This is a genomic window from Variovorax sp. OAS795 (assembly GCF_040546685.1).
Lineage (GTDB): Bacteria > Pseudomonadota > Gammaproteobacteria > Burkholderiales > Burkholderiaceae_C > Variovorax.
This window is the reverse complement of record NZ_JBEPOH010000001.1, coordinates 626129-651002: the sequence shown is the minus strand read 5'-3', so window position 1 is coordinate 651002 and position 24874 is coordinate 626129. Positions and strand designations below refer to the sequence as shown.

Annotated in this window: 22 protein-coding genes and 1 tRNA gene; 15 read left to right on the top strand and 8 right to left on the bottom strand. The window is 68.3% G+C overall.

The annotated features are described in order from the left end of the window. Positions 1 to 17: 17 nt before the first annotated feature. A complete protein-coding gene (locus ABID97_RS03205; protein ID WP_354397116.1) occupies positions 18 to 1217 on the bottom strand; it encodes an acyl-CoA dehydrogenase in 1200 nt (399 codons plus the stop codon). Positions 1218 to 1402: 185 nt separating this feature from the next. Between ABID97_RS03205 and ABID97_RS03200 the strand changes: the two genes are divergently transcribed. The 4 genes from ABID97_RS03200 (at position 1403) to ABID97_RS03185 (ending at position 5680) form a co-directional block, all read left to right on the top strand. Continuing rightward, entirely contained in the window at positions 1403 to 2323 is a 921-nt protein-coding gene (locus tag ABID97_RS03200; RefSeq protein ID WP_354397115.1) for a LysR substrate-binding domain-containing protein, read from the top strand. Between the two features lie 62 nt (positions 2324 to 2385). Beyond that, complete coding sequence (locus ABID97_RS03195) at positions 2386 to 2790, top strand: phage holin family protein (protein WP_354397114.1); 405 nt, start codon at positions 2386 to 2388, stop codon at positions 2788 to 2790. A gap of 68 nt (positions 2791 to 2858) precedes the next feature. Beyond that, positions 2859 to 3575: a 2OG-Fe(II) oxygenase gene (locus ABID97_RS03190; RefSeq protein ID WP_354397113.1), complete on the top strand. Its 717-nt coding sequence runs from the start codon at positions 2859 to 2861 to the stop codon at positions 3573 to 3575. A gap of 170 nt (positions 3576 to 3745) precedes the next feature. After that, entirely contained in the window at positions 3746 to 5680 is a 1935-nt protein-coding gene (locus ABID97_RS03185) for an adenylate/guanylate cyclase domain-containing protein (RefSeq protein ID WP_503012742.1), read from the top strand. Here ABID97_RS03185 and ABID97_RS03180 read toward each other — a convergent pair. Beyond that, positions 5662 to 7668, bottom strand: coding sequence for an acetoacetate--CoA ligase (locus tag ABID97_RS03180; protein WP_354397111.1), 2007 nt, complete (start codon positions 7666 to 7668; stop codon positions 5662 to 5664). The genes ABID97_RS03185 and ABID97_RS03180 overlap by 19 nt on opposite strands. Before the next feature lie 99 nt (positions 7669 to 7767). Here ABID97_RS03180 and ABID97_RS03175 point away from each other — a divergent pair, with 99 nt between their 5' ends. From ABID97_RS03175 to fahA, 7 genes are read left to right on the top strand one after another with little or no spacing between them, the layout of a single operon-like run. Further along, positions 7768 to 8496 (top strand): TetR/AcrR family transcriptional regulator, encoded by a 729-nt coding sequence (locus ABID97_RS03175; protein ID WP_354397110.1) that lies wholly within the window; start codon positions 7768 to 7770, stop codon positions 8494 to 8496. Beyond that, positions 8493 to 9437: an ABC transporter substrate-binding protein gene (locus ABID97_RS03170; protein ID WP_354397109.1), complete on the top strand. Its 945-nt coding sequence runs from the start codon at positions 8493 to 8495 to the stop codon at positions 9435 to 9437. Before ABID97_RS03175 ends, ABID97_RS03170 begins: the two co-directional genes overlap by 4 nt. Further along, entirely contained in the window at positions 9434 to 10216 is a 783-nt protein-coding gene (locus ABID97_RS03165) for an ABC transporter ATP-binding protein (RefSeq protein ID WP_354397108.1), read from the top strand. Before ABID97_RS03170 ends, ABID97_RS03165 begins: the two co-directional genes overlap by 4 nt. Beyond that, complete coding sequence (locus ABID97_RS03160; RefSeq protein ID WP_354397107.1) at positions 10209 to 10979, top strand: ABC transporter permease; 771 nt, start codon at positions 10209 to 10211, stop codon at positions 10977 to 10979. The genes ABID97_RS03165 and ABID97_RS03160 overlap by 8 nt, the downstream gene beginning before the upstream one ends. Continuing rightward, the gene (locus ABID97_RS03155; RefSeq protein ID WP_354397106.1) at positions 10976 to 11764 is read left to right on the top strand and encodes an ABC transporter permease; all 789 of its coding nucleotides are present in this window, start codon (positions 10976 to 10978) and stop codon (positions 11762 to 11764) included. Before ABID97_RS03160 ends, ABID97_RS03155 begins: the two co-directional genes overlap by 4 nt. Before the next feature lie 32 nt (positions 11765 to 11796). Next, complete coding sequence (locus tag ABID97_RS03150) at positions 11797 to 12603, top strand: cyclase family protein (protein ID WP_354397105.1); 807 nt, start codon at positions 11797 to 11799, stop codon at positions 12601 to 12603. Positions 12604 to 12623: 20 nt separating this feature from the next. Beyond that, positions 12624 to 13955, top strand: a complete 1332-nt coding sequence (fahA, locus tag ABID97_RS03145; protein ID WP_354397104.1) for a fumarylacetoacetase — start codon at positions 12624 to 12626, stop codon at positions 13953 to 13955. 51 nt (positions 13956 to 14006) lie between these two features. On the opposite strand, the gene ABID97_RS03140 is transcribed toward fahA, so the two are convergent. Continuing rightward, positions 14007 to 14082, bottom strand: a tRNA-Gly gene (locus tag ABID97_RS03140). Positions 14083 to 14317: 235 nt separating this feature from the next. On the opposite strand from ABID97_RS03140, the gene ABID97_RS03135 reads away from it, so the two are divergent. Next, on the top strand, positions 14318 to 14839 hold the full coding sequence (locus tag ABID97_RS03135) for an adhesin (protein ID WP_354397103.1): 522 nt from the start codon (positions 14318 to 14320) through the stop codon (positions 14837 to 14839). A 59-nt stretch (positions 14840 to 14898) separates the two neighbouring features. Here the strand turns inward: ABID97_RS03135 and ABID97_RS03130 are convergent, their stop codons facing one another. The 5 genes from ABID97_RS03130 to ABID97_RS03110 all read right to left on the bottom strand — a co-directional run bounded on the left by ABID97_RS03130 (position 14899) and on the right by ABID97_RS03110 (position 20987). Then, on the bottom strand, positions 14899 to 15354 hold the full coding sequence (locus tag ABID97_RS03130; protein ID WP_354397102.1) for a MaoC family dehydratase: 456 nt from the start codon (positions 15352 to 15354) through the stop codon (positions 14899 to 14901). 10 nt (positions 15355 to 15364) lie between these two features. Beyond that, the gene (gene boxA / locus ABID97_RS03125) at positions 15365 to 16651 is read right to left on the bottom strand and encodes a benzoyl-CoA 2,3-epoxidase subunit BoxA (protein WP_354397101.1); all 1287 of its coding nucleotides are present in this window, start codon (positions 16649 to 16651) and stop codon (positions 15365 to 15367) included. 123 nt (positions 16652 to 16774) lie between these two features. Continuing rightward, positions 16775 to 18202, bottom strand: a complete 1428-nt coding sequence (gene boxB, locus ABID97_RS03120; RefSeq protein ID WP_354397100.1) for a benzoyl-CoA 2,3-epoxidase subunit BoxB — start codon at positions 18200 to 18202, stop codon at positions 16775 to 16777. A 35-nt stretch (positions 18203 to 18237) separates the two neighbouring features. Then, positions 18238 to 19914 carry a 2,3-epoxybenzoyl-CoA dihydrolase gene (boxC, locus tag ABID97_RS03115; RefSeq protein WP_354397099.1) on the bottom strand — a complete coding sequence of 559 codons (1677 nt, stop codon included), beginning with the start codon at positions 19912 to 19914 and terminating at the stop codon, positions 18238 to 18240. A gap of 128 nt (positions 19915 to 20042) precedes the next feature. Beyond that, positions 20043 to 20987, bottom strand: coding sequence for a helix-turn-helix transcriptional regulator (locus ABID97_RS03110; RefSeq protein ID WP_354397098.1), 945 nt, complete (start codon positions 20985 to 20987; stop codon positions 20043 to 20045). A gap of 200 nt (positions 20988 to 21187) precedes the next feature. On the opposite strand from ABID97_RS03110, the gene ABID97_RS03105 reads away from it, so the two are divergent. Genes ABID97_RS03105 through ABID97_RS03095 form a run of 3 tightly spaced genes read left to right on the top strand, consistent with a single transcriptional unit; the run spans position 21188 to position 24784 of the window. Continuing rightward, positions 21188 to 21661: a 4-hydroxylaminobenzoate lyase gene (locus ABID97_RS03105; protein WP_354397097.1), complete on the top strand. Its 474-nt coding sequence runs from the start codon at positions 21188 to 21190 to the stop codon at positions 21659 to 21661. Beyond that, complete coding sequence (locus tag ABID97_RS03100; protein ID WP_354397096.1) at positions 21658 to 23208, top strand: 3,4-dehydroadipyl-CoA semialdehyde dehydrogenase; 1551 nt, start codon at positions 21658 to 21660, stop codon at positions 23206 to 23208. Before ABID97_RS03105 ends, ABID97_RS03100 begins: the two co-directional genes overlap by 4 nt. 25 nt (positions 23209 to 23233) lie before the next feature. Beyond that, positions 23234 to 24784 (top strand): benzoate-CoA ligase family protein, encoded by a 1551-nt coding sequence (locus ABID97_RS03095; protein ID WP_354397095.1) that lies wholly within the window; start codon positions 23234 to 23236, stop codon positions 24782 to 24784. Positions 24785 to 24874: the final 90 nt, after the last annotated feature.

Below are 24874 nucleotides of genomic sequence, written 5' to 3'. Positions count from 1 at the left end.
GGCGCTCATGCGCTCGTTCAGTTGGCGAAGGCGGCAATGCCGGTGATGGCGCGGCCCAGGATCAGCGCGTGGATGTCGTGCGTGCCTTCGTAGGTGTTGACCACTTCGAGGTTCACCAGGTGGCGCGCCACGCCGAATTCGTCGCTGATGCCGTTGCCGCCCATCATGTCGCGCGCCAGGCGGGCGATGTCCAGGGCCTTGCCGCAGTTGTTGCGCTTCATGATCGAGGTGATCTCGACCGAGGCCGTGCCCTCGTCCTTCATGCGGCCCAGGCGCAGGCTGCCCTGCAGGCCCAGCGTGATCTCGGTCTGCATGTCGGCCAGCTTCTTCTGAATGAGCTGGTTGGCCGCGAGCGGGCGGCCGAACTGCTTGCGGTCCAGCGTGTACTGGCGGGCGCGGTGCCAGCAGTCTTCGGCGGCGCCGATCGCACCCCACGAGATGCCGTAGCGCGCGCTGTTGAGGCAGGTGAAGGGGCCCTTGAGGCCCTGCACTTCGGGGAACGCGTTTTCTTCGGGGCAGAACACGCCGTCCATCACGATCTCGCCGGTGATGCTGGCGCGCAGGCCGACCTTGCCGTGAATGGCGGGGGCCGAGAGGCCCTTCATGCCCTTCTCGAGCACGAAGCCGCGGATCGGGCCCACGGTGCCGCTTTCGCTGACTTCCTTCGCCCACACGACGAACACATCGGCGATCGGGGAATTGCTGATCCACATCTTGGCGCCGCTGAGCGAATAGCCGCCCGGCACCTTCTTGGCGCGCGTGACCATGCTGCCGGGGTCGGAGCCGTGGTCGGGTTCGGTCAGGCCGAAGCAGCCGATCCATTCGCCGGTGGCGAGCTTGGGCAGGAACTTCTGCTTTTGCGCCTCGGTGCCGAATTCGAAGATCGGCACCATCACGAGCGAGCTTTGCACGCTGGCCATCGAGCGGTAGCCCGAGTCGACGCGCTCGACTTCGCGGGCGATCAGGCCGTAGGCCACGTAGTTGAGGCCGGGGCCGCCGTACTCCTCGGGAATCGTCGGGCCCAGGAGGCCGAGTGCGCCCATCTCGCGGAAGATGGCCGGGTCGGTTTCACCGTTGCGGAAGCCTTCGATGACGCGGGGCGCGAGGCGCTCCTGGCAGTAGGCATTGGCCGCGTCGCGGATCATGCGTTCTTCGTCGGTCAGTTGCTGGTCGAGAAGAAGGGGGTCGTCCCAGTGGAATTGCGCTTTGGCGGCCATGTGGCTGTCTCCGGTATGGGGGAAAAACGAAAGAGAGGGGGAATGGGTCGATCCTAGCCATGCGAGGGGCCGGGCGCAAACGATGAATCCTCACCCAGATATGCACTCAACGCACATCTCGCAGGGGCCCGCGGATACGTTTCCATTGGTAGCAGCGTGGTCCCAGTCATACACTAGCGGCATACATGCGCCGCAAGATCCCGCCCCTGCAGACACTCGTGTGCTTCGACGCGGCCGCGCGCCACGAGAGCTACACCCGCGCCGCGCAGGAACTCGCGCTCACGCAAAGCGCGGTGTCGCGCCAGATCGGCACGCTCGAAGCGTTCCTGGGCGTGGCGCTGTTCCGCCGCACGCGCCACGGCGTGGCGCTCACGGCCAGCGGCGCGGCCTACGCGCGGCAGATCACCAAGCGGCTCGAAGCCATGGAACGCGACACCCTCGACGCCATGGCGCACCAGGGCGAAGGCGGCTCGCTGTCCCTCGCGGCCGTGCCCACCTTCGCCACGCGCTGGCTGATGCCGCGCCTCAAGGGCTTTGCGGCCCTGCAGCCCGACGTGGTGGTGCACATCGAGACGCGCACCCGTCCCTTCCTGTTTGCCGATGCGGAGTTCGATGCCGCGCTGTACGCCGGCACGCCCGCGCAGGTGGAGAACTGGGCCGGCACGCATGCGCTGCTGCTGATGCACGAAGACGTGGTGCCGGTGTGCAGCCCTTCGCTGCTGCCGACCTCCGCGCGCAAGGGCAACGCGGTGTCGCCCGCGGCCATCGCGCAGATGCCGCTCCTGCAGCAGAGCACGCGGCCCGACGGCTGGCGCCAGTGGTTCGACGCGCAGCAGATCGATGCGCCCAATGCGCGCGGGGGGCCGCGCTACGAGCTGTTTTCCATCTTGGCCGCGGCCGCTTCGCACGGCCTTGGCGTAGCGCTGATGCCCACCATGCTGGTGGCCGACGAACTTGCGCGCGGCGAACTGGTGGTGGCCTGCGCTCGGCCGCTCTCGGGCGAGCGCAACTACTACCTCGTGACGCCCGAGCGCGCCGACCAGCGGCCGCTGCTGAAATTGTTCAGCGACTGGCTGCTGGCCGAGGCACGGCGCGGCGCTTCCTGAGACGCTGCCGATATGATGGTCCGCAACGCCCCGCGGACGGTCTTCCGCGCCTCACTCACACCATGCTGAACAACCTCGCTCCCTTTCTCGTGCACTGGGCCATCACCGCGCTGTCGCTGTGGGTGGCCAGCCTGATCTTTCGCGGCATCAAGTTCGAGAGCACCGCGGCGCTCGTGATCTCCGCCCTGCTGCTCGGCCTTGCCAATGCCATCGTCAAGCCGCTTTTGATCGTGCTCACGCTGCCACTGACGCTGCTGACGCTCGGCCTCTTCCTGCTGGTGATCAACGCGCTGATGATCATGCTGGTGGCCGCGCTGGTGCGCGGCTTCAAGCTCTCGGGCTTCTGGACCGCGTTCTTCGCGAGCATCTTCATCTCGATCCTGAGCATCGGCATCGACGCGCTGGTGAACAGCGGCGACCCGGCGACGACGATCCAGATGCCGACGGGCAGCGGAAAGTGGCTGTAGCGCGCTAGAACGGCACCCATGTCCGGAAACAGCGAGCGCCGCGGCCGCGCCCGCCGCACACTGCGGGCATGCAGACGATCCCTCCCGAACAACGCGCCCTTGCGCTCGACTGGCCCCGCATCGAAGCCGAGCTTGCCACGCGCGGCGCTGCGACCACGGGCGTGCTCTTCAGCCCGGAAGAATGCTTCGCGCTGGCGGCGCTGTATGACGAGCCCGCGCATTTCCGCAGCCGCGTGGTGATGCAGCGGCATGGCTTCGGGCAGGGCGAGTACCAATACTTCGACCACCCGCTGCCGCAGGCAGTGGCCGCATGGCGCAGCGCGCTGTACGCGCGCCTGGCGCCGCTTGCCAATGCATGGGCCGCGGCCATGGGCCAGCCGGCCGACTGTCCGGCGGACCACGCCGCGTACCTCGCGCGCTGCCATGCCGCAGGGCAGACGCGCCCCACGCCGCTGCTGCTGCGCTACGGGCAGGGCGACTACAACTGCCTCCACCAGGACCTGTATGGCGAGCTGCAGTTTCCGCTGCAGCTCACGGTATTGCTGAGCCGCCCCGGCGATGACTTCACGGGCGGCGAATTCGTGCTCACCGAGCAGCGGCCCCGCATGCAGTCGCGTGCCGAGGTGGTGTCGCTCGCGCAGGGCGAGGCGGTGATCTTCGCGGTCAACCAGCGGCCCGTGGCGGGCACGCGCGGCACCTACCGCGTGACGATGCGGCACGGGGTGAGCCGCGTGCGCTCGGGGCGGCGCCATACGCTGGGCATCATCTTTCACGACGCGCGCTAGCGTCGGAAAAAGACTGTTCGCGGACCGGGCGCCGGGGCCGACGCGAAATCTTCCACAGTCGCGCCAAAAAGTTGCTGGTTATTGCGCCGGCACGCGCCCGCAGCGAGAGACCTGGCAGATGCGTCGCGCAAAATGGCGCCGCATCCCTCACCGAGGGTACTTCCACCGAAATGGACGGGGCGGCCAAGCCGCCTTTTGCTTTTGTGGAAACAACAAGAACATCGCCACAACCGCCCACGGGCACCACTCGCAAACCGCGCCGCTTCAGGGTGGACGTGGGCACGATCGTGAGCGCCGTCGCCCTGAGCCAATCGCTTCTGCTGGTGGGGCTGGGCTACTGGGGTTCGCAGCGCCTGGTGTCCGACATCGGCCGCTCGGCGCACAAGGCCAACCACGACCGCACCGAGGACAAGGTGCTGGCGTTCCTGGCCAAGACCGAGTCGGTGGTGGGCGCGCTGGGCGATTCCCCCACGCTGCGGCCCACGGGCCCGAGCGCGGACCAGACCGCCGAGCTGTTGTGGACGCTGCTGCAGCAGTCGCCCGAGCTCGACAGCACCTACGTGGCCGACGACGAAGGCCAGATGCTGATGGTGCTGCGCTACCCCGCGCCCGCGGTGCGCCGGATTTCGCGCGGCCCGTCGTTCACCACCGAGACGTGGGAGTTCAAGCCGCCATCCTCCGTGCAGGACGACGCGCGGCACCGCTACGCCACCACGCGCATCGAGGCCCGCCGCAGCAGCTACGACCCGGCGCAGCGCAGTTGGTACATCGGCGCGCGAAAGGCCAACGGGCCCGTCTGGACGCAGCCCTATGTCTTTGCCGCGGCGCAGGAACTGGGCGTGACCTACGCGCTGCCGAGCCGGCGCACGCAGGCTGACGGCGCGAGCCGCACGCTGGTCGTGGCGGGCGACGTGTCGCTCGGGCGCCTGTCGGAATTCGTGCGCCTCTTCAGCAGCAGCAGCGGCCAGGGCAACAGCGCGCTGTTGAGCGCCAGCCACCAGGTTCTCGCACGCAGCGACGTGCCGGGCGTGGTGCGCCAGCTGATGCCGGCCAAGGACGGCGTGCTCGGCGCCTTGAGCGACCACCTGCTGTCCGACGGCGCCGCCGACGGCCCGCCCGAAACGAGTTTCTCGATGGCCTACGGCGGCAGGCGCTACCTGGTGCAGACCTCGCGCATTCCGTCCACCGGCTGGGAGCTGGTCAGCTGGGTTCCCGAAGACATGCTGCTGGGCGCCCTGCAGCGCGCCGTGCTCTGGGGCCTGCTGCTGGCCGTGCTGTTCCTCGCCGCCACGCTGCTGCTGTCGCTCCGGCTGTCCAAGCTCGTCACCTCGCCGGTCGAGAACCTGTCGCACATCGCGCGGCGCATCGGCTTGCTGGAACTGGACAACCTGCCGCGCGAGCACAGCCGGGTGCTCGAGATCCAGCACCTGGACCAGGCGCTGGATGAATCGGCGCGCAGCCTCAAGGCCTTCAGCAAGTTCGTGCCGGTGGACGTGATCAACCGGCTGATCGCCGAAGGCCACGCGCTCGCGCCCAGCGGTTCGCCGCGCCGCATCACGGTCATGTTCACCGACGTCGAGGGCTTCACCAGCATCTCGGAGTCGATTCCCGCCGACGTGCTGGTCGGCCTCTTGACCGAATACTTCAACGTGGCGGCACGCGTGATCGCGCAGCACGGCGGCGTGATCGACAAGTTCATCGGCGACGGCATCATGGTGCTGTGGGGCGCACCGGCCGACCTGCAGGACGCGGAGTACCAGGCCTGCACCGCGGCGCTCCAGCTGCACGCCGAAATGGCCGCACTCAATGGCCGGTGGCGCGCCCAAGGCCTGCCCGAGTTCCGCACCCGCATCGGCATCCACACGGGCGTGGTGATCGCGGGGGTGCTGGGCTCGAACGACCGCCTGGCCTACACCGCCTTCGGCGACGTGATCAACGTGGCAAGCCGGATCGAAGGCATCAACAAGCAGCTGAACACGCAGACCCTGGTCTCCGAAGCCACCTTCGAGGCGCTGGGCGGACGGCTGCGCACGCGCCGCATCGAGGAAGACGCCGAGCTGCGCGGGCGCCAGACCCGCATGGTGCTCTACGAGCTGCTGGCCTGAGCGGCGCGCCGCTCGGCCAGCGCCACGTACCAGCCCAGCGACGCGGGGTTGGCCATCGCCTCGCGGTTGACCACCTTCTCGAGCGGTTGCCCGAGCAGCAGCTTCTTGATCGGCAGTTCCTGCTTCTTGCCCGAGAGCGTGCGCGGGATCTCGTCCACCTGGAAGATGTCGTTGGGCAGGAAGCGCGGCGAGAGCGAGGTCTTGATCGCGCCATTGATCTTCGCGCGCAGCGCGTCGTCGAGCGCCACGCCGGGGCGAAGCACCACGAACAACGGCATGTAGCTTTCGCGGCCCAGGTATTCGAGATCGACCACCATCGAGTCGAGCACTTCGGGCAGTGCCTCCACGGCGCTGTAGATCTCGCTGGTGCCCATGCGCAGGCCCTGGCGGTTGATGGTGGCGTCGCTGCGGCCGTAGATGATGCAGCCGCCGTCTTCGCCGATCCGGATCCAGTCGCCGTGGCGCCAGACGCCGGGGTAGGTGTCGAAGTAGCTCGACAGGTAGCGCGCGTTGCCTTCGTCGCCCCAGAAGTACAGCGGCATCGACGGCGTGGGCTGCGTGCAGACCAGCTCGCCCACTTCGCCGATGACGGGCTTGCCGTCCTCGTTCCAGGCCTCGACCGCGTGGCCGATCTGGCGGCACTGCATCTGGCCGGGCACCTCGGGCAGCTCGCGGTTGCCGCCGACGAACGCGCCGCAGAAGTCGGTACCGCCCGAGATGTTGCACCACCACACGCTGTCGGCGCCCGCCGCGAGCAGTTGCGCCGTGCCCCAGCGCTGCACGTCTTCGGACAGCGGCGAGCCGGTGCTGCCGAGCGCGCGCACGCGCGAGAGGTCGCCGCATTCCGCGGCGACCACGCCGGCCTTCATGCAGTTGGTGAAGTAGGCCGCGCCGGCGCCGAAGAAGGTGACGCGGTGCCTCGCGGCAAAGCGCCACAGCACGGCCCAGTCGGGCTTCTCCTTGCTGCCCGCCGGATGGCCGTCGTAGATGACGATGGTGGCGCCGAAGGCCAGGCCCGAGAGCTGGCAGTTCCACATGACCCACCCGGTCGAGCTGTACCAGTGGAAGCGCTCGCCGAAGTTGTTGGCGCCATAGCTTGCGCCGACGTCGTTGTGCAGGCCGCAGGCATACATCGTCATGATGATGCCGCCCTGCCCATGCACGATGGGCTTGGGCAGGCCGGTGGTGCCGCTCGAGTAGACGATCCAGATCGGATGGTCGAAGGGCAGCCACTCGGGCTCGAATGCGTCCACCTCGGCATCGCTGCGCGCGATGGCATCGTGCCAGTCGGCATCGGCGCCGATCTGCTGCGCGGCATGGGGCGTTCGCAGCAGCAGCAGCTTCTGCACGCTGGGCAGCGCGCCGCGCAGCTCCTGCACCACGGCGCTGCGGTCGATGGGCTTGGCGCCGTAGTGCACGCCGTCGGCGGCGATCAGCAGCGTCGGTTCGATCTGGCGGAAGCGGTCGACCACCGCGGCGGTGCCCATGTCGGGCGCGCACACGCTCCAGACGGCGCCGATGCAGGAGCAGGCGAGAAACGCGACCATGGTCTCGGGCACGTTGGGCATGTAGGCGGCCACGCGGTCTCCGCGCCTCACGCCGAGCGCGCGCAGCGTGAGCGCCGCCGAAGCCACCTGGCGGCGCAGTTCGGGCCATGACAGCTCGCGCACTTCGCCGAGCTCGTTGTCGCTCACGATGGCGGGCATGCCGGCCGCATGGGCCGCATCGGCATGGCGCAGCACCTCGCGGGCGTAGTTGACCTGCGCGCCCGGGAACCACTGGGCGCCGGGCATGCGGGCGTCGGCCAGCACCGCGGTGTGCGGCGTGGGCGAGTGCATGCCCGCGTAGTCCCAGATGCTCTGCCAGAAAGCGTCGAGGTCGGTCACGGACCAGCGCCACAGCGCGTCGTAGGTGTCGAACGAGAGGCCGCGCTGCTCGCGCAGCCAGTCCTGGTAAAGGCGTATCTGGGGGATGTTGGGGGCGGACATGCGCCGAGCGTAATGCCGCGCAGCGCCCCGCTCAATCGGGGTTGACCTCAGGGTTTGTACGTGTGTTCAATAGTTTTGTACAGACGTTCAATACGCCTCATGAATGCGCGCACTCCCACCGCCAAGCGAAGCCCCCACCGGGCCGCGGCCGCCAGCACCGAGGCGGCCCGGCCCGACCGGCGCCACGCCATCCTGCTGGCGGCGGAGAAGCTCTTCGCGCAGCACGGCTACCACGCGGTCACCATCCGCCAGATCGCCGAAGAGGCCGCCGTGCCGCTGGCGCTGGTGGGCTACTACTACGGCCCCAAGCACGAGCTCTTCCACGCGATCTTCGAACACTGGAGCCACACCATCGAGGAGCGGCTCGCGGGCCTTCGCGCGGTGCGCATCGACCCGGCCGACCTGCGCACGCTGCCGCGCATCATCGAGGCCTTCACCGGGCCGGTGCTCGCGCTGCGCGCCAGCGCAGAGGGCGAGTACTACGCGCTCCTGGTGGCGCGCGAGCTCTACCACGCGACAGAGGAAGCCGACCGAGTGATGCGCGGCTACTTCGATCCGCTGGCCGAGGCCTACATCGACGCGCTGCACCTTGCGATGCCCCATGCCACGCGCGGCCAGGTGGCGTGGGCCTACCAGTTCGCGCTCGGCGCCCTGCTGCACCACCTGAACGACAGCCGCATCGAACGGCTCTCGCACGGCGAGAACCGGCGCAGCGATCCGGCCGCGGCGCCGATGCTCGTGAACTTCATCGTCGGTGGGCTGCGCGCCGCATTGCCGCGGCCCAAGGCGGCGCCAAGCAAAACCATTTCCAGGAGACAAAAGACATGATGAAAAGACGCACCCTGCTGTCGGCGCTGGCCGCCGCATCGGCCGCCTCGGCGCTGCCTTCGCGCGCACAGGCGAATCCGAAGATCGTGTTCGGCTACACCGCCGTGTCCGACTTCGCCTCGGTCTTCCTGGCCGCCGAAGAGGGCTACTTCAAGAAGCGCAACCTCGAGGTGGAGCTGAAGTTCATTCCGCTCAACTCGACCATTCCCGCGGCGCTGCAGTCCGATTCGCTGCAGATCGGCGGACCGACGCCCTCGGTGTTCCTGCAGGCGGTGGACGGCGGGCTCGACCTGGTGCTGGTGGCCGGCGGCGGGCTCACGTCGAAGACCATCACGGGCTTCGGCCTGGTGGCGCGCGCCGGCTCGGGCATCAAGAATCCGCAGGACTGCGTCGGCAAGAAGATCGGCGTGCCGGGGCTCGGCGCGTTCCTGCACGTGACCTTTCGCGCCTGGCTCAAGGACAGCGGCGTGGACTACCGCAAGGTCAACTTCGTCGAGGCGTCGTTCCCGCAGCATGCCGACCTGCTGCGCGGCGGCTCGGTCGATGCGGTGGTCTCGGCCGACCCGTTCATGAGCCGCATCACCGAGAGCGGCGCCGGCTACGTGGCGTCCTACTACTCCACCTTCCTGCCTGAAAACAACCAGACCATCGTGCATGCGGCCAAGCGCGAATGGGTGGCGAAGTACCCGGGCGCTGCGCGTGCGTTCCGCGAATCGCTGGTCGAGGCCGCGGCCTTCATGCAGCAGCCGAAGAACGATGCCAAGGTGCGCGCCGCCATCGGCAAGTACATCAAGCTGCCGCCCGAGGTGCTCGCGAAGATCCAGATCTCGCCGCCCGGCGCCATGGTGAACGAGAAGCAGCTGGGCTACTGGGTCGGGCTCATGAAGGACCAGGACATGCTCAAGACCCCGATCGACGTCGCGAAGCTGATCGTCAAGTGAACGCCGCCGCCGACTTTCTTCGCTTCGACGGCGTTGCGATCCGGCTCGGCGGGCGCGAGATCCTGTCGCCCACGTCGTTCGACGTGGCGCGCGGCGAGTTCGTCTGCATCGTCGGCCCGAGCGGCTGCGGCAAGACCACGCTGCTGCGCGCGGCCAGCGGCCTGGTGACCGCCAGCGCCGGCGAGGTGCGGCGCAACGGCGTGAAGATGCTGGAGCCCTCGCGCGAAGTGGCCTTCGTGTTCCAGGACTACGGCCGCGCGCTGTTGCCGTGGCGCACGGTCGAGGGCAATGTGAGCCTGGCGCTCGAGGCCGCCGGCGTGCCCGCTTCGGAGCGCGGGCCCCGCATTGCCGACGTGCTCGGCAAGGTGGGCCTTGCGAAGCACGCGCAGAAGTTTCCGGTGCAGCTGTCGGGCGGCATGCAGCAGCGCGCGCAGATCGCCCGCTGCCTGGCGCAGAACCCCGAGCTCATGATGATGGACGAGCCCTTCGGGGCGCTCGATGCGCTCACGCGGCAGAGCCTGCAGGACGAACTCGCGCGGCTGGTGCGCGAGACGGGACTCACGGTGCTGTTCGTCACGCACGATCTCGAAGAGGCCATCTACCTCGGCGACCGCGTGATCGCGCTGCAGGCCAACCCGGGGCCGGGACGGCCGAGCCTCGCGCGGATGATCGACGTGAAGATCCCGCGCCCGCGCGACCAGCTCACGACGAAGGAGCATCCGGCGTATTTGCAGCTCCGGCGTGAGCTGTTCGCCTTCATCGAGCAGGGCCATGACTGAACGCGGCCTCTTTCGCCGGCTGCGGCCGTGGATCTTTCCGGCCGTGCTCATCGCCGCCTTCGAGTGGTATGCGCGCCGCGCGTCCGCCTTGGGCAGCGATGCGCTCGCACCGCCGAGTGCGGCCGCCAAGGCTTTCGTCGGCGCGGCGCTCGACGGCTCGCTGTGGCAGGCCACGGGCTTCACGCTCGGCACGGCCGCGCTCGGCCTGCTGCTGGGCGCGGTGCTCGGCATTGCGCTCGGCCTGGTGCTCGGGCTGTCGCGCCGCGCGGCGCAGCTCGGTTCCCTCTCCATCGAAGTGCTGCGGCCCGTGCCCTCGGTCGCGCTGATTCCGCTCGCGATGCTCACGTTCGGATTTGGCGTGCGCATGGAACTCGCGATCGTCGCGTTTGCCACCTTCTGGCCGCTCCTGGTGCTGGTGCAGTCGGCGGTGCAGCAGATCGAACCGCGGCTGCTCGAGGTGAGCCGCGTGCTCGGCCTCTCGGCGCGCGAGCGTGCCTTCAAGATCGTGCTGCCGGCCATCGTGCCGCGCCTGTTCGTCGCGCTGCGGCTGGGCGTGGCGGTGGCGCTGGTGGTGGCGGTCACGGTGGAGATCGCGGCCAACCCCAACGGCATGGGCTACGCGATGATGATCGCGCAGCAAAGCTTCGATCCCGCGCTGATGCTCGCGTGGTTGGGCTGGATCGGCGTGGTGGGCTTTGCGGTCAACGCCGGCATGCTGCTGCTGCAGCGCGTGGTCGCGCGGCGCATGGGAGTGCAACCATGAACGCGCAGGGCCGTGTCGGCGCGCTGAACTGGCTCGGCTCCTTGGCCGTGCTGTGCGCGTTGGTTGCGCTCTGGTGGGTGGCCAGCAATGCAGGCTGGGTGAGCCGCGTGTTCCTGCCGACGCCGCAAGCCACCTTCGCGAGCCTGCTCGACGGGCTCAATCTTTCAGGCGGTTCGGGCAACGGCGAACTGCTCGCCTTCACGCAGGCCACGGTCGGCCGCATGGTGCAGGGCTGGCTGCTGGCCTCGCTCTTCGGCGTGCTGCTGGGTGCTGCCATCGGCGTGTCGCCCGCGGTGCGCGCCTGGGTGCAGCCAACGCTCGAATTCATCCGTCCGCTGCCCGCCTCGGCGCTGCTGCCGCTGGCCATTTCGATCTTCGGGCTGAACCCCGGCATGGTGCTGTTCGTGGTGGCCTTCGGCGCGATGTGGCCGGTGCTGCTGGCCACGGTGCACGGCTTCGCGGCCGTGGAGCCGCGGCTGTCGGAAGTGGCGCGCTGCCTTCAGATGTCGCGCGCGGCCTTCGTCTGGAAGATGGGCCTGCCCAATGCCATGCCCGACATCCTGGCCGGCATGCGGCTCGCGCTGACCATTGCGCTGATCGTCGCGGTGGTGGGCGAAATGATCGCTTCGCAAAGCGGCCTGGGCCAGGCCATTCTTCTCGCGGCGCGCGCGTTTCGCGCCAGCGACCTGTTCGCCGGCATTGTGCTGCTCGGGCTCATCGGCTTCGCGAGCAACGCGCTGCTGGCCTTGGCCGAGAGGCGGCTGCTGCGCTGGCAGCAGCCCTGAACCTTCACATTCCCATCCTGCAAGGAGCCCCCATGCCACGCAAATTCGTCGACCTCTCGATCTTTCTCGAAAACGACGTGCTGTCCGATCCGCCGGCCTTCGCGCCGAAGATCCAGTACTTCACGCACGAGCAGACCTACGAGCAGATCGAGCCGTTCTTTCCCGGCCTCAAGAAGGAAGACCTGCCCGACGGCGAAGGCTGGGCCGTGGAGCTGGTGCAGCTGTCCACGCACAACGGCACGCACCTCGATGCGCCCTATCACTTCCACTCGACCATGGACAAGGCGCTGGGCGAGAAGAAGCCCGCCATCGCGATTCACGAGGTGCCGCTCGAATGGTGCTTCCAGCCCGGCGTGAAGCTCGACTTTCGCCACTTTGCGGATGGCTACGTGGTGACCGCCGCCGACGTCGAGGCCGAGCTCCAGCGCATCGGCCACACGCTGAGCCCGCTGGAGATCGTGGTGGTCAACACGCGCGCGGGCTCGCGCTACGGCAACGCCGACTATGTGTCGGCCGGCGCGGGCATGGGCTATGAAGCCACCATGTACCTGCTGGAGCGCGGCGTGCGGCTCACGGGCACCGATGCATGGAGCTGGGATGCGCCCTTCGTGCACACCGCCAAGAAGTACGGCGAGACGCAGGACGCCTCGCTGATCTGGGAAGGGCACAAGGCCGGCCGCGACATCGGCTACTGCCACATCGAGAAGCTGCACAACCTCGAGGTGCTGCCGCCCACCGGCTTCTTCATCAGCTGCTTTCCGCACAAGATTCGTGGCGCATCGGCGGGCTGGACGCGCGCGGTCGCGATCTTCGACGATGCGCTGATGGCGTCGGCCTGAACAGGGAAGGCTCGACACAGATGATCGCGCTCAACCCCACGCACGACGCCAATGCCCGCAGCTGGCTCGATGCCGCCAACGCCGTAGCGACCGACTTCCCGATCCAGAACCTGCCCCATGCGGTGTTTCGCCGCGCCGGCAGCCCGGAGCCGTTTCGCGGCGGCATCGCCATCGGCGACCAGGTGCTCGACATGGCGGCGCTGTCGGCGCGCCAGTTGCTCGATGGCCTGGCACTCGATGCCGCACGTGCCGCCGCGCTGCCGGCGCTGAACGATTTCTTCGCGCTCGGCGCCAGCGCGTGGCAGGCGCTGCGCCATGCGGTGTTCGCGTTGCTGCATGCCGATGCACCCGCAGCCACGGTGCACGCGGTGCGCGAGTGCCTGGTGCCGCAAGCCGAGGTGGAATACACGCTGCCCGCGCGCATCGGCGACTACACCGATTTCTACACCTCCATCGACCATGCGCTGAACATCAGCCGCCTGATGAATCCCGAGGGCGACGTCACGCCCAACTTCCGTTGGATCCCGACGGCCTACCACGGGCGCGTGTCGACCATCGGCATCAGCGGCCAGCGCTTTCACCGGCCGATGGGCCAGACGATGGCGCCGGGCGCGAAGGCGCCCACGTACCAGGCCTGCGCGCGGCTCGACTACGAGCTGGAGCTGGGCATCTGGATCGGCGAGGGCAATGCGGCGGGCGAACCCATTCCGCTCGCGCACGCGGAAGATCACATCTTCGGCATCTGCCTGCTCAACGACTGGTCGGCGCGCGACATCCAGTTCTGGGAGATGGCGCCGCTCGGGCCCTTCCTGGCAAAGAACTTCGCGACGACCGTCTCGCCATGGATCGTGACGATGGAAGCACTCGCGCCCTATCGCCAGGCCTGGACGCGGCCCGCGAACGAGCCCCAGCCGCTCGGCTACCTGGAAAGCGCGGCGAACCGCGAAGGCGGCGCCATCGACATCCGCCTGGAGGTGTGGCTGGAAAGCGAGAAGGCGCGCAATGAAGGGAACGGGCCTTCGCGCCTCTCGCAAACGAGCTTCAGGCACCAGTACTGGAGCGTGGCGCAGATGGTGGCGCACCACACGGTGGGCGGCTGCAAGCTGAACCCGGGCGACCTGTTCGGCAGCGGGACCATCTCGGGGCCCGGACCGGGCGAGGCCGGCGCGATCATCGAGCTCACGCGCGCCGGGCAAAGCCCTGTCGCGCTGGCCAACGGCGAACAGCGCGGATTTCTCGAAGACGGCGATGCCGTGCTGCTGCGCGGCTGGTGCGAAAAGCCCGGACATGCGCGCATCGGATTCGGCGAGAGCCGCGGCACCGTGCTGCCGGCCAGGACGCCACAAGGCTGACGCGTCCCCAAAGAAAAAGGCCACCGGTGAGGTGGCCTTTTGCAAGAAATGTGGAGCGGGAAAAGAGTCTCGAACTCTCGACCTCAACCTTGGCAAGGTTGCGCTCTACCAACTGAGCTATTCCCGCATTTCAGGACTCCGATTATAGAGTGATTTTCGGGCCTTTCCGGCGGACCGGGCTTCGACCTGCGGCGCCCTAACGCACGAGCTTCCGTTTTCGCCGACGGAGGCGTCCCACGCGAGTGAGCGGCTGCTTCGCACATGGCGACAGGTGCCGGCATGGTCACGGTAGCACCCGAACTGGCCCCAAGCCGGTTCGGGCCAGGCGACTGGCCATCTTCAAACGAAAGGAAAAGTCACCTATGAAGCAGCAACAACAACACAAGTCCATCGTCGTCGGCGCCTTGCTCGCGGGCCTTCTTGCCATGAGCGGCTTCGCACAGGCACAAGGCGTCGGGGTGGGCGTGGGCGTGAATGCCGATGTCAACACCTCGGGTGCCGTCAAGACCGCCCCTGCCCAGGCCGGCGCGCAAGCCGGTACGGGCACCGCGGCCACCGCCGGCACGTCCCCCAGCGGCGGCAACGCCGGCAGCGCAGCAGGCGGCCTGGGCAACACGCTGGGCGGCGTGGTGGGCGGTGCAACGGGTGCGGTGGGCAAGGCGACCGACACGGTCGGCGGTGCCACCGGGGCTGTGAGCGGTGCCACGGGCGCCGCGGGTGGCGCCACCAATGCAGTGGGCGGGGTCACGAACACCGTGGGCGGGACGCTGAACAGCGCGACGGGCGCAGTGGGCTCGGCTGGCGGTGCGGTGAAGCCTTCAGGTGCCGGCGTGAAGGCCAGCGGCAAGGCCAAGGGTTCGGGCACCGTCGACCTGACGAAGTAAGGCACTTCCGCCCTGGCGGCCCATGAAGCCCGCAGTGCCCGCGCGCTGCGGGCTTCTTTTCATTCCGGAACGGGGCCGGGCGCCTCGAGCCTGAAAAGGCTCGTCACCTCCAGGTCGAGCACCATGAGTTCGCGCTGGTTGAAAAGCCGCCAGCGCCAGCGCAGGATGCCGAGCGTGGGACGCTTTTCGGAACGCCGCGCCTCGATCACGTCGGCCACGAGCCGCAAGGCATCGCCGGGCCGTACCGGATGCGGCCATCGCACATGCTCGAGCCCGGGCGAGGCGAACGACTCCGAGCCCCTGAGCGCGGCGTCGACCACCAGGCGCATCGCGATCGAGCAGGTGTGCCAGCCGCTCGCGATGAGGCCCCCGAAGGCGCTGCCCGCCGCGGCCGAGGGGTCGGTGTGGAACCACTGCGGGTCGTAGGCTTCTGCGAACCCGATCAGCTCCGCCTCGGACACGACATAGGGCCCGGCCTCGATGACCTGGCCCGCGTGGAAGTCGGCGAACTGCATTCGCCGCAGCCTAGTAGGTTTCCAGGTGCAGGCGGCCTTCGCGCTTCAATGCGGCACCGACGGTGTCCCAGTCGAGCCCCGCTTCCTTCGCAACGTCGCGCAGCGCGAGCACCACGCCTTCTTCCATGCTCTTGAGGCCGCACACGTAGAAGTGGCTGGCGCCGTCTTTCAGGAGCGCGGCCAGGTCGGCGGCGCGCTCGCGCATGAGGTCCTGCACGTAGCGCTTGGGCTGGCCCGGCGTGCGCGAGAACGCGAGGTTGATGTCGATGAAGTCTTTCGGCAGCGACTGCAGCGGCCCGAAGTACGGCAGCTCCTGCTGGGTGCGCGCGCCGAAGAACAGCATGAGCTTGCCGCCTTCGAACTTGCCGCTCTTGCGCAGGCGCCGGCGCCATTCGGTCATGGCGCGCATCGGTGCGCTGCCGGTGCCGGTGCAGATCATCACGATGTGCGACCTGGGATGGTTCGGCATCAGGAAGGACGAGCCGAACGGCCCGACCACCTGCACCGTGTCGCCCACCTTCAGGTCGCAGACGTAGTTGGAGCACAGGCCCCGCACCGGCTGGCCCTGGTGGTCCTCGGTCACGCGCTTCACGGTGAGCGAGACGTTGTTGTAGCCGGGCCGCTCGCCGTTGCGCGGGCTCGCGACCGAATACTGGCGCGCATGGTGGCGCTTGCCGATGGCGTCGACACCCGGCGGGACGATGCCGATCGACTGGCCTTCGAGCACCGGGAACGGCACCACGCCGAAGTCCAGCACGATGTGGTGTGTCTCGCTGTCGAAGCCGGCCTCGGTGCAGTTGAAGTTGCCGACCACGGTCGCGGTCGTCGGCGACTTGGGCGGAAAGAGGTTGGTGTAGGCGTGCGCGGCCGACCAGGGCGGCACCGTGGCGCCGTACTGCGCGGAGTTGAAGACCGGCTCGACGGAATCGACGGCGGCCTGGGCCTGGGTCTGCGCGGGCACATCGGCTGCGGCATCACCGGCCGCTTCGGCGGACACGCCCGCGGCTTCGAGCTCTTCGGGCGAGAGCTCGGCAGGCAGAGATTCCCAGGTGAGCTGCTCCTCGATGGAGTAGGCGCGCACCAGCGGCATCGTGCGCCAGTTGTCGATCGAGCCCGTGGGGCACGGCGAGATGCAGGCCATGCAGCCATTGCAGACGTCGGCCCGCACGACGTAGTTGTTGTCGTCGTGCGTGATCGCGTTGACGGGGCAGGTGGCCTCGCAGGTGTTGCAGCGGATGCAGATCTCGGGGTCGATCAGGTGCTGCTTGATGATCCCGGCTTCAACGGCCATGTCCATGTTTTTCTCCTTTCCCTCGCCCCTTGGGGAGAGGGTCAGGGTGAGGGTGCGGCAGCTTGTCGTGGGGACGCCGCCTACCCTCACCCCTGCCCTCTCCCCGAGGGGAGAGGGAGTCATACCAATTCAACCGAAACGCACGTACTCGAAGTCGACCGGCTGGCGGTTGATGCCCATCACCGGCGGCGAGATCCAGCCTGCGAACTTGCCCGGCTCGACCACGCGGCCCATCAACGATGCCACGAAAGCAAAGTCTTCGGCGCTCGGCAGCCATTCATTTTTCTTCGCGGCCCATTCGACCTCGTTCACCACGCGGCCTTCGGGCGACATCTTGATGCCCGCGAGCGCGCCGATCTGGCGGTTGAAGGCCTTGTGCGGCACCGTCAGGCGCGTCGGGATGCCGGCCTTCTCGAGCACCTTGTTCCAGCGGCCGACACCGGCCACCGAGTCCTTGATGAAGTCGTCGCGCAGCACTTCGTTCAGCGCGTTGAGCATCGGCACATCCTTCTCGACGAGCTGGCCGTCCTTCACCTCGAGCACCTTGTAGGTCTGGCCCTTGAGCACGTGGTCGTCCGTGCGCTTGCCTTCTTCGTAGCGGCCCTTCAGGCCCGAGCTGTAGAAGATGGCGGCGTTGCTCGACTGGTCGGCGCCGAACAGGTCGATGGTCACGCTGTAGTGGAAGTTCAGGTAGCGCTGGATCGTGCCCAGGTCGATGGCGCCGGCCGCGCGCACCTTCTGCGCGTCGTCGGTCTTGAGCTCGTTCATGACCTGCGCGGTGCGTGCGAGCACGCGCGACACGCCGCTCTCGCCCACGAACATGTGGTGCGCTTCTTCGGTCAGCATGAACTTGGTGGTGCGCGCGAGCGGATCGAACGCACTCTCGGCCAGCGCGGCCAGCTGGAACTTGCCGTCGCGGTCGGTGAAGTAGGTGAACATGAAGAACGCGAGCCAGTCGGGCGTCTTCTCGTTGAAGGCGCCCAGGATGCGCGGGTTGTCCACGTCGCCCGAGGTGCGCTGCAGCAGCGCCTCGGCTTCCTCGCGGCCGTCGCGGCCGAAGTGCTTGTGCAGCAGGTAGACCATGGCCCAGAGGTGGCGGCCTTCTTCCACGTTGATCTGGAACAGGTTGCGCAGGTCATACATGCTCGGCGCGGTCAGGCCGAGGTGGCGCTGCTGTTCTACCGATGCGGGCTCGGTGTCGCCCTGCGTGACGATGATGCGGCGCAGGTTGGCGCGGTGCTCGCCGGGCACGTCCTGCCAGGCCTTCTCGCCCTTGTGGTCGCCGAAGTGGATCTCGCGGTTGGCGTCGCCCGGGTTCAGGAAGATGCCCCAGCGGTAGTCGCGCATCTTCACATGGCCGAACTGCGCCCAGCCCTGCGGATCGACGCTCACGGCCGTGCGCAGGTACACCTCGTGGTTGGTCGAACCCTCGGGGCCCACGTCGTCCCACCAGTTGATGAAGTTGGGCTGCCAGCCTTCGAGCGCGCGCTGCAGCGTGCGGTCCTCGCCGAGGTTGACGTTGTTGGGGATCTTCTCGCTGTAGTTGATCGTGCTCATCGTTGTTCCTTGGGTTGTGCGGGACTGCGGTTTCGTCAGACGCGGTTCAAGTCGAAGCCGGCCTTCTCGCCGGTGCCGTAGACCTTCAGCGCGCCCTTTTCGCCAACGGCGTTGGGGCGGTTGAAGATCCAGTTCTGCCAGGCGGTGAGCCGGCCGAAGATGCGGGTGGCCATGTTCTCCTGGCTGGCGAAGCGCAGGTTGGCTTCCAGGCCAGTGAGCGCGTCGGGCGACATGGCGGCGCGCTCCTCGATGGCGATGCGGATCTCGTCGTCCCAGTCGATGTCGTCGGGCGCGGCGGTCACGAGGCCGAGCTTCAGCGCCTCGTCGGCATCCAGCGGCTGGCCGGCGGCGGCGCGCGCGGCGTCGAGCGGCGCGGCTTCCTCGTAGAAGCGACGCTGCAGCCGGCTCTGGTCGTTCACCATCGGGTAGAAGCCGAAGTTGAATTCGTTCAGCACGAGCTTGGGTGCGCGCGCGGCATCGTCGGGCAGGGCCAGCATGTAGCTTCGGTCGGCCGCAAAGGCCACTTCGGCCAGCGTGCCCACGAAGCACGAACCCGCTTCGACCAGCGCGAACAGGCTGCGCGACGACACGTCCAGGCGTGCCAGCGTGCGGCGCAGCGCGCCGATGGTTTCGCGCACCAGCCAGTGGTCCTTGTGGGCCAGCATGACGGCATCGGACGCGAGCACGGCTTCTGCGTCGCCTTCGGTCTTGAGCAGCCAGGTGCCGATGTCGAGCTCGTTGGTGCGCAGGTGGAGGATGGCGTCGTCGAGCTGGCGGCACATCGCGAGCGGCCACCAGGCGGCGCCCGCCGCTTCGATGGCGGCGATGTCGGCCGGCTGCGCGCCGGTGGGCGCCTTGATGGTGAGGGTGGCGGTGCGCTTGCTGCGGTCGATGCGGATGTCGACGTGCGAATAGCTCAGGCTGTCGGCGGTTTCCTCGCGCTCCAGGCGGGTCAGCGCCACGCCCTTGCCACTGGCGGGGCGGTCGCTGCCGGCGGCGAGCTGCGCGGCGCGCTCCTGCACTGCGGCGGCAAATTGCGCCGGCTTGGCGATCGCATCGACCAGGCGCCACTCGACCGCGCGCTGGCCGCGCACGCCTTCGACGCTGGTGCAGAAGATGTCGGCGAGGTCATGGCGCACGTGGCGCTTGTCGGTCACGCGGGTCAGGCCGCCGGTGCCGGGCAGTACGCCCAGCAGCGGCACTTCGGGCAGCGAGACCGACGAGGAGCGGTCGTCCACCAGCAGGATCTCGTCGCAGGCCAATGCCAGCTCGTAGCCGCCGCCGGCGCAGGCGCCGTTCACGGCCGCGATGAACTTCAGGCCCGAGTGCTTCGAGGTGTCCTCGATGCCGTTGCGCGTCTCGTTGGTGAACTTGCAGAAGTTCACCTTCCATGCGTGGCTCGAGACGCCCAGCATGAAGATGTTGGCGCCCGAACAGAAGATCCGGTCCTTGCCGCTGGTGACGATCACGCTGCGCACTTCGGGGTGCTCGAAGCGCACGCGGTTGAGCGCGTCGTTGAGCTCGATGTCCACGCCCAGGTCGTAGCTGTTGAGCTTGAGCTTGTAGCCGGGGCGGATGCCGCCGTCTTCCGCGATGTCGAGCACCAGGCGCGCCACCGAGCCCTCGAAGCCGAGCTTCCAGTGCTTGTACTGCGTGGGATCGGTGCGGTAGTCGACGCGCGGAGGCGCCTGAAGGGTCGTGGTCTCGGTCATACGGAAGTCTCCTGTAGGGGGCAGATGCAAACCGGAAGAATACTGCATCTTCTGGTTCCGATGACATGCATCATGCTGCATGTGAACAGGCAAGTCAATGCCTGAATCTCTTTTTTTCAAACTTCAGGTCAGGCGCCCAGGCCCATCGACTGGCGGGCCACCGCGCGCAGCGCCTGGAAGCTTTGGGCCAGCGTCTTGCCGCTGGTGTCCACCGACAGGTCCGCCTTCGAATAGAAGGCGGCGCGGCCGTTCAGGATGCGCCGCAGGTCTTCCATGGCCTCCTTGCTGGCGGCCATGGGACGGGTGTCTCCCTGGGCGGCCACGCGGCCCATGTGCTCCTCGGGCGCGGCCTGCAGCCACACGGTGGTGCAGTGTGCGAGCAGCTCGTTGAAGGTGGCGGGGTCGGACACGATGCCGCCCGGCGTGGCAATGACCACCTCGCTGTAGATCTGCACGGCTTCCTCGAGCGCGCGGCGCTCGTACCGGCGGTAGGCGTTGGTGCCGTAGAGGTCGTGGATCTCGCGCACGCTGCAGCCTGCGAGGGTCTCGATCTCGCGGCTCAGCTCGATGAAGGGCACGTCCAGGTCTTCGGCCAGCATCTGCCCGAGCGTCGACTTGCCCGCGCCGCGCAACCCCACGAGCGCGATGCGGCGGTGCCGCGCCGGATCGACCGAGGCCGTGCCCAGCAATTCGCCCAGCGCCACCCGCACGCGGCGCAGGTCGGCCTCGCTGCGGTGCTCGAGCAGCTCGCGGATCAGCAGCCATTCGGGCGAGCTGGTGGTCACGTCGCCGACCAGTTCGGCCAGCGAGCAGTGCAGCGCGCCGGCCACCTGCTGCAGCACCAGGATCGAGGCATTGCCGATGCCGTACTCGAGGTTGGCCAGATGCCGCTCCGAAACACCGGCCGACACCGCCACCGCCTTGCGCGTGAGCCCGCGCTGCGCGCGCAGGTTGCGCACGCGGTCGCCCAGCGCGGCCAGCAATGGATTCCTGGCTTCCCCCGGCGCTGCCGCATTGCCGGCGTGGCTGCCATCGGGCGCGGTGGCAAGCACCGCGTCTACATGCTCGTTCATGCAAGTCCTCGTTCTTGGCCGGGATTGTGCGCGCTCAGGGTAAACACCATATATGCACTATATTGCTTGACACTGATTGTCTCGGTGATTATTGTTCGGCCACAAGCAAGATACTGCACGCACAGAAATCCTGCAAGGCAGATCGCAAGTTTCGCTGTGGCGCCACCACGGCCAGCCAGCCTCCCAAAGGAAGCCCGCCAATGTCCAGCAAGGAAGCATTTCACCAGTTGATCGCCGGCCTGACGGCCGAAATCGCCGGCCGGCCGCTCGACGAACAGCTCGAGCAATGGCTCAACGCCACCCATGGTGCGGGCAGCCCGCGTTTCGAACAACTGCGCCAGGCCTGCATCGGCGGCGTGGCCGAAGGCTGGTTGTGCGAGCGCGAAGGCGGCGGTATCAAGTACGGCCGCGTGTTCAAGGCAGAGGATGCACTGCACCGTTTCTCGGTCGACGTGGTCGACATGCAGGACATCGCCGGACCGCACCACACGCACCCCAACGGCGAGATCGACCTGATCATGCCGCTCGAGGGCAGCGCCAACGCCACCTTCGACGGGCGGCCCGCGGGCTGGTGCGTCTACGGGCCCGGCACCGCCCACCGTCCAACCGTGGCGCAAGGCCGCGCGCTGGTCCTCTATCTCTTGCCCGAAGGGCAGATCAAGTTTACCCCATGACCGAGCTCCTGCCCAATCACGTCGCCGGCCGCTGGCAAAGCGGATCGGGCGCTGGCACGCCCCTGTTCGACCCGGTGCTGGGCACCGAGCTCGTGCGCGTCGATGCCACGGGGCTCGACCTGCCCGCGGCCTTTGCCTTTGCGCGCGAACAGGGCGGCACTGCGCTGCGCGCCCTCACCTACCGCCAGCGCGCGGCCCTGCTCGGCGCCGTGGCGAAGGTGCTGCAGGCCCACCGCGATGCGTACTACGAGATCGCCACGGCCAACTCGGGCACGGTGAAGAACGATTCGGCCGTCGACATCGATGGTGCGATCTTCACGCTGGGCCAGTACGCCAAGTGGGGCGATGGCCTCGGCGACGTGCACGCGCTGCGCGACGGCGATGCGGCCAGGCTCGGCAAGGAGCCGGTGTTCCAGTCGCAGCACCTGCAGCTGCCGGTACAGGGCGTGGCGCTCTTCATCAATGCCTTCAACTTCCCGTCGTGGGGGCTGTGGGAAAAGGCTGCGCCCGCACTGCTCTCGGGCGTGCCCGTGATCGTGAAGCCCGCGACGGCCACGGCCTGGCTCACGCAGCGCATGGTCAAGGACGTGGTCGATGCGGGCGTGCTGCCCGCCGGCGCGCTGTCGGTGGTCTGCGGCAGTTCCGCGGGCCTCATGGATGCACTGCAGCCCTTCGACGTGGTGTCTTTCACCGGCTCGGCCGAAACGGCGGCGCTGATCCGCTCGCACCCGGCCGTGGCCCAGCGTTCGGTGCGCGTGAACATCGAGGCCGACAGCCTCAACAGCGCCCTGCTCATGCCAGGCGCCGCACCCGGCAGCGACGCGTTCAACCTGCTCGTGCGCGAAGTGGTGCGCGAGATGACGGTGAAGGCGGGCCAGAAGTGCACCGCCATCCGCCGCATCCTGGTGCCGGCCGAGGTGTACGGCGCCGCGGCCGAAGCCATCGGCGCCAAGCTCAAGGGCATCACGGTCGGCAATCCGCGCAACGAGAACGTGCGCATGGGTTCGCTCGTGAGCCGCGCGCAGTTCGATGCCGTGAACGCGGGCCTGGAAACCCTCTCCGCGCACACCAGCATGCTGTACGACGGCCGCGACACGCCGCTCGTCGACGCCGACCCGGCCGTGGCTGCGTGCATCGGCCCGGTGCTGATGGGTGCGCGCGATGCCGATGCCGCCCAGCATGTGCACGACGTCGAAGTGTTCGGCCCGGCCGCCACGCTGCTGCCCTACCGCGACCTGGCCCATGGCATCGCGCTTGCGCACCGCGGCCAGGGTTCGCTCGTGACATCGCTCTACGGCAGCGACGACGCTGCACTCGCACAGGCCGCGCTGGCCGTTGCGCCGAGCCACGGCCGCGTGCACGTGGTCACGCCCGAGGTGGCCCAGGCCCACACCGGCCACGGCAACGTGATGCCGATGTCGCTGCACGGCGGCCCCGGTCGCGCGGGCGGCGGCGCCGAGCTCGGCGGACTGCGCGCGCTGGACTTCTACCATCGCCGCACCGCCGTGCAGGCGAGCCCCGGCGTGCTCGCACAGCTCGGCCTCTGAAGAAAAAACGGCCCAAGGAGACCCCATGACGAGCCCGCCCGCACGATTCAATTTTGCCGAACACCTGTTCGCCCTCAACCGCGGCCGCGCCGATCGCATCGCCTACATCGACGACCGCGGCACGCTCGCCTACGGCCAGCTCGAGGACCGCGCGCGCCGGCTCGCCACTGCGCTCAAGGCCGCCGGCCTGCGCCGCGAAGAACGCGTGCTGCTGCTGATGCTCGACAGCGCCGACTGGCCCGTGAGCTTCCTGGGCTGCCTGTATGCGGGCGTGGTGCCGGTCGCCGTCAACACGCTGCTCACGCCCGACGACTACGCCTACATGCTCGACCACAGCCGCGCGCAGGCGGTGCTGGTGTCGGGCGCGCTGCTGCCCACGCTGCAGGAGGCCATGGGCCGCGGCGCGCACGAGGTGCACACGCTCGTCGTTTCGCAGCCCACGGGCGCGCTGCCCGCGGGCGCGCAGGAATTCGAAGCCGCGATCGCGGCCGCCGAGCCGATGGCATCGGCCGTGGCCACGGCGTCGGACGATCCCGGGTTCTGGCTCTATTCTTCCGGCTCCACGGGCAAGCCCAAGGGCACGGTCCACACGCACGCCAACCTCTGGTGGACGGCCGAGCTCTACGGCAAGCCGGTGCTCGGGCTCACCGAGGACGACGTGTGCTTCTCGGCCGCGAAGATGTACTTTGCGTACGGGCTCGGCAACGCGCTGACCTTTCCGCTGTCGGTCGGTGCGACCGTCGTGCTGATGGCAGAGCGCCCGACACCCGACGCGACCTTCCGCCGCTGGGTGGCGCACAAGCCCACCGTGTTCTTCGGTGCGCCCACCGGCTTTGCCGGCATGCTCGCCTCGCCGAAGCTGCCGGCGCGCGAGCAGGTGGCCTTGCGCATGTGTTCCTCGGCCGGCGAGGCGCTGCCGGGCGAGATCGCGCAGCGCTTCAAGGCGCACTTCGGCTGCGAGATCATCGACGGCATCGGCTCGACCGAGATGCTGCACATCTTCATCTCCAACCGCCCCGGCGACGTGCGCTACGGCACCACCGGCAAGCCGGTGGAAGGCTACGAGGTCGAGCTGCGCGGCGAGGACGGCCGGCCGGTGCCCGACGGCGAAGTGGGCGACCTCTACATCCGCGGCCCGAGCGCGGCGCTGATGTACTGGTGCAACCGCGAGAAGACGCGCGAGACCTTCCAGGGCGGCTGGACCAAGAGCGGCGACAAGTACACGCGCGATGCCGACGGCTACTACACCTATGCCGGCCGCAGCGACGACATGCTGAAGGTCAGCGGCATCTACGTGTCGCCCTTCGAGGTCGAGGCCACGCTGATGCAGCACCCTGCCGTGCTCGAGGCGGCGGTGATCGGCAAGGAAGATTCGGACGGGCTCACAAAGACCAAGGCTTTCGTCGTGCTGAAGGACGGCCAGTCGGTCTCGGACGACGAACTCAAGGCTTTCGTGAAGGAGCGGCTTGCGCCGTACAAGTACCCGCGGTTTCTGGAGTTCGTGCAGGAACTGCCGAAGACGGCGACGGGGAAGATCCAGCGCTTCAGGCTGCGGGAGCGGGAGAAGCAGGCATGAGCAGTTCCCCGTCTTGCTCCCTCCCCTCCCGGGGGAGGGTTGGGGTGGGGGCATCGGCGTTTGCATATGCACTGCTCTTGCCAGCGCCGC

Coding starts and splice junctions, on each gene's coding strand:
- ABID97_RS03205 (WP_354397116.1), bottom strand. CDS start 1,217: ATGGCCGCCAAAGCGCAATTCCACTGGGACGACCCCCTTCTTCTCGAC.
- ABID97_RS03200 (WP_354397115.1), top strand. CDS start 1,403: ATGCGCCGCAAGATCCCGCCCCTGCAGACACTCGTGTGCTTCGACGCG.
- ABID97_RS03195 (WP_354397114.1), top strand. CDS start 2,386: ATGCTGAACAACCTCGCTCCCTTTCTCGTGCACTGGGCCATCACCGCG.
- ABID97_RS03190 (WP_354397113.1), top strand. CDS start 2,859: ATGCAGACGATCCCTCCCGAACAACGCGCCCTTGCGCTCGACTGGCCC.
- ABID97_RS03185 (WP_503012742.1), top strand. CDS start 3,746: ATGGACGGGGCGGCCAAGCCGCCTTTTGCTTTTGTGGAAACAACAAGA.
- ABID97_RS03180 (WP_354397111.1), bottom strand. CDS start 7,668: ATGTCCGCCCCCAACATCCCCCAGATACGCCTTTACCAGGACTGGCTG.
- ABID97_RS03175 (WP_354397110.1), top strand. CDS start 7,768: ATGAATGCGCGCACTCCCACCGCCAAGCGAAGCCCCCACCGGGCCGCG.
- ABID97_RS03170 (WP_354397109.1), top strand. CDS start 8,493: ATGATGAAAAGACGCACCCTGCTGTCGGCGCTGGCCGCCGCATCGGCC.
- ABID97_RS03160 (WP_354397107.1), top strand. CDS start 10,209: ATGACTGAACGCGGCCTCTTTCGCCGGCTGCGGCCGTGGATCTTTCCG.
- ABID97_RS03155 (WP_354397106.1), top strand. CDS start 10,976: ATGAACGCGCAGGGCCGTGTCGGCGCGCTGAACTGGCTCGGCTCCTTG.
- ABID97_RS03150 (WP_354397105.1), top strand. CDS start 11,797: ATGCCACGCAAATTCGTCGACCTCTCGATCTTTCTCGAAAACGACGTG.
- fahA (WP_354397104.1), top strand. CDS start 12,624: ATGATCGCGCTCAACCCCACGCACGACGCCAATGCCCGCAGCTGGCTC.
- ABID97_RS03135 (WP_354397103.1), top strand. CDS start 14,318: ATGAAGCAGCAACAACAACACAAGTCCATCGTCGTCGGCGCCTTGCTC.
- ABID97_RS03130 (WP_354397102.1), bottom strand. CDS start 15,354: ATGCAGTTCGCCGACTTCCACGCGGGCCAGGTCATCGAGGCCGGGCCC.
- boxA (WP_354397101.1), bottom strand. CDS start 16,651: ATGGACATGGCCGTTGAAGCCGGGATCATCAAGCAGCACCTGATCGAC.
- boxB (WP_354397100.1), bottom strand. CDS start 18,202: ATGAGCACGATCAACTACAGCGAGAAGATCCCCAACAACGTCAACCTC.
- boxC (WP_354397099.1), bottom strand. CDS start 19,914: ATGACCGAGACCACGACCCTTCAGGCGCCTCCGCGCGTCGACTACCGC.
- ABID97_RS03110 (WP_354397098.1), bottom strand. CDS start 20,987: ATGAACGAGCATGTAGACGCGGTGCTTGCCACCGCGCCCGATGGCAGC.
- ABID97_RS03105 (WP_354397097.1), top strand. CDS start 21,188: ATGTCCAGCAAGGAAGCATTTCACCAGTTGATCGCCGGCCTGACGGCC.
- ABID97_RS03100 (WP_354397096.1), top strand. CDS start 21,658: ATGACCGAGCTCCTGCCCAATCACGTCGCCGGCCGCTGGCAAAGCGGA.
- ABID97_RS03095 (WP_354397095.1), top strand. CDS start 23,234: ATGACGAGCCCGCCCGCACGATTCAATTTTGCCGAACACCTGTTCGCC.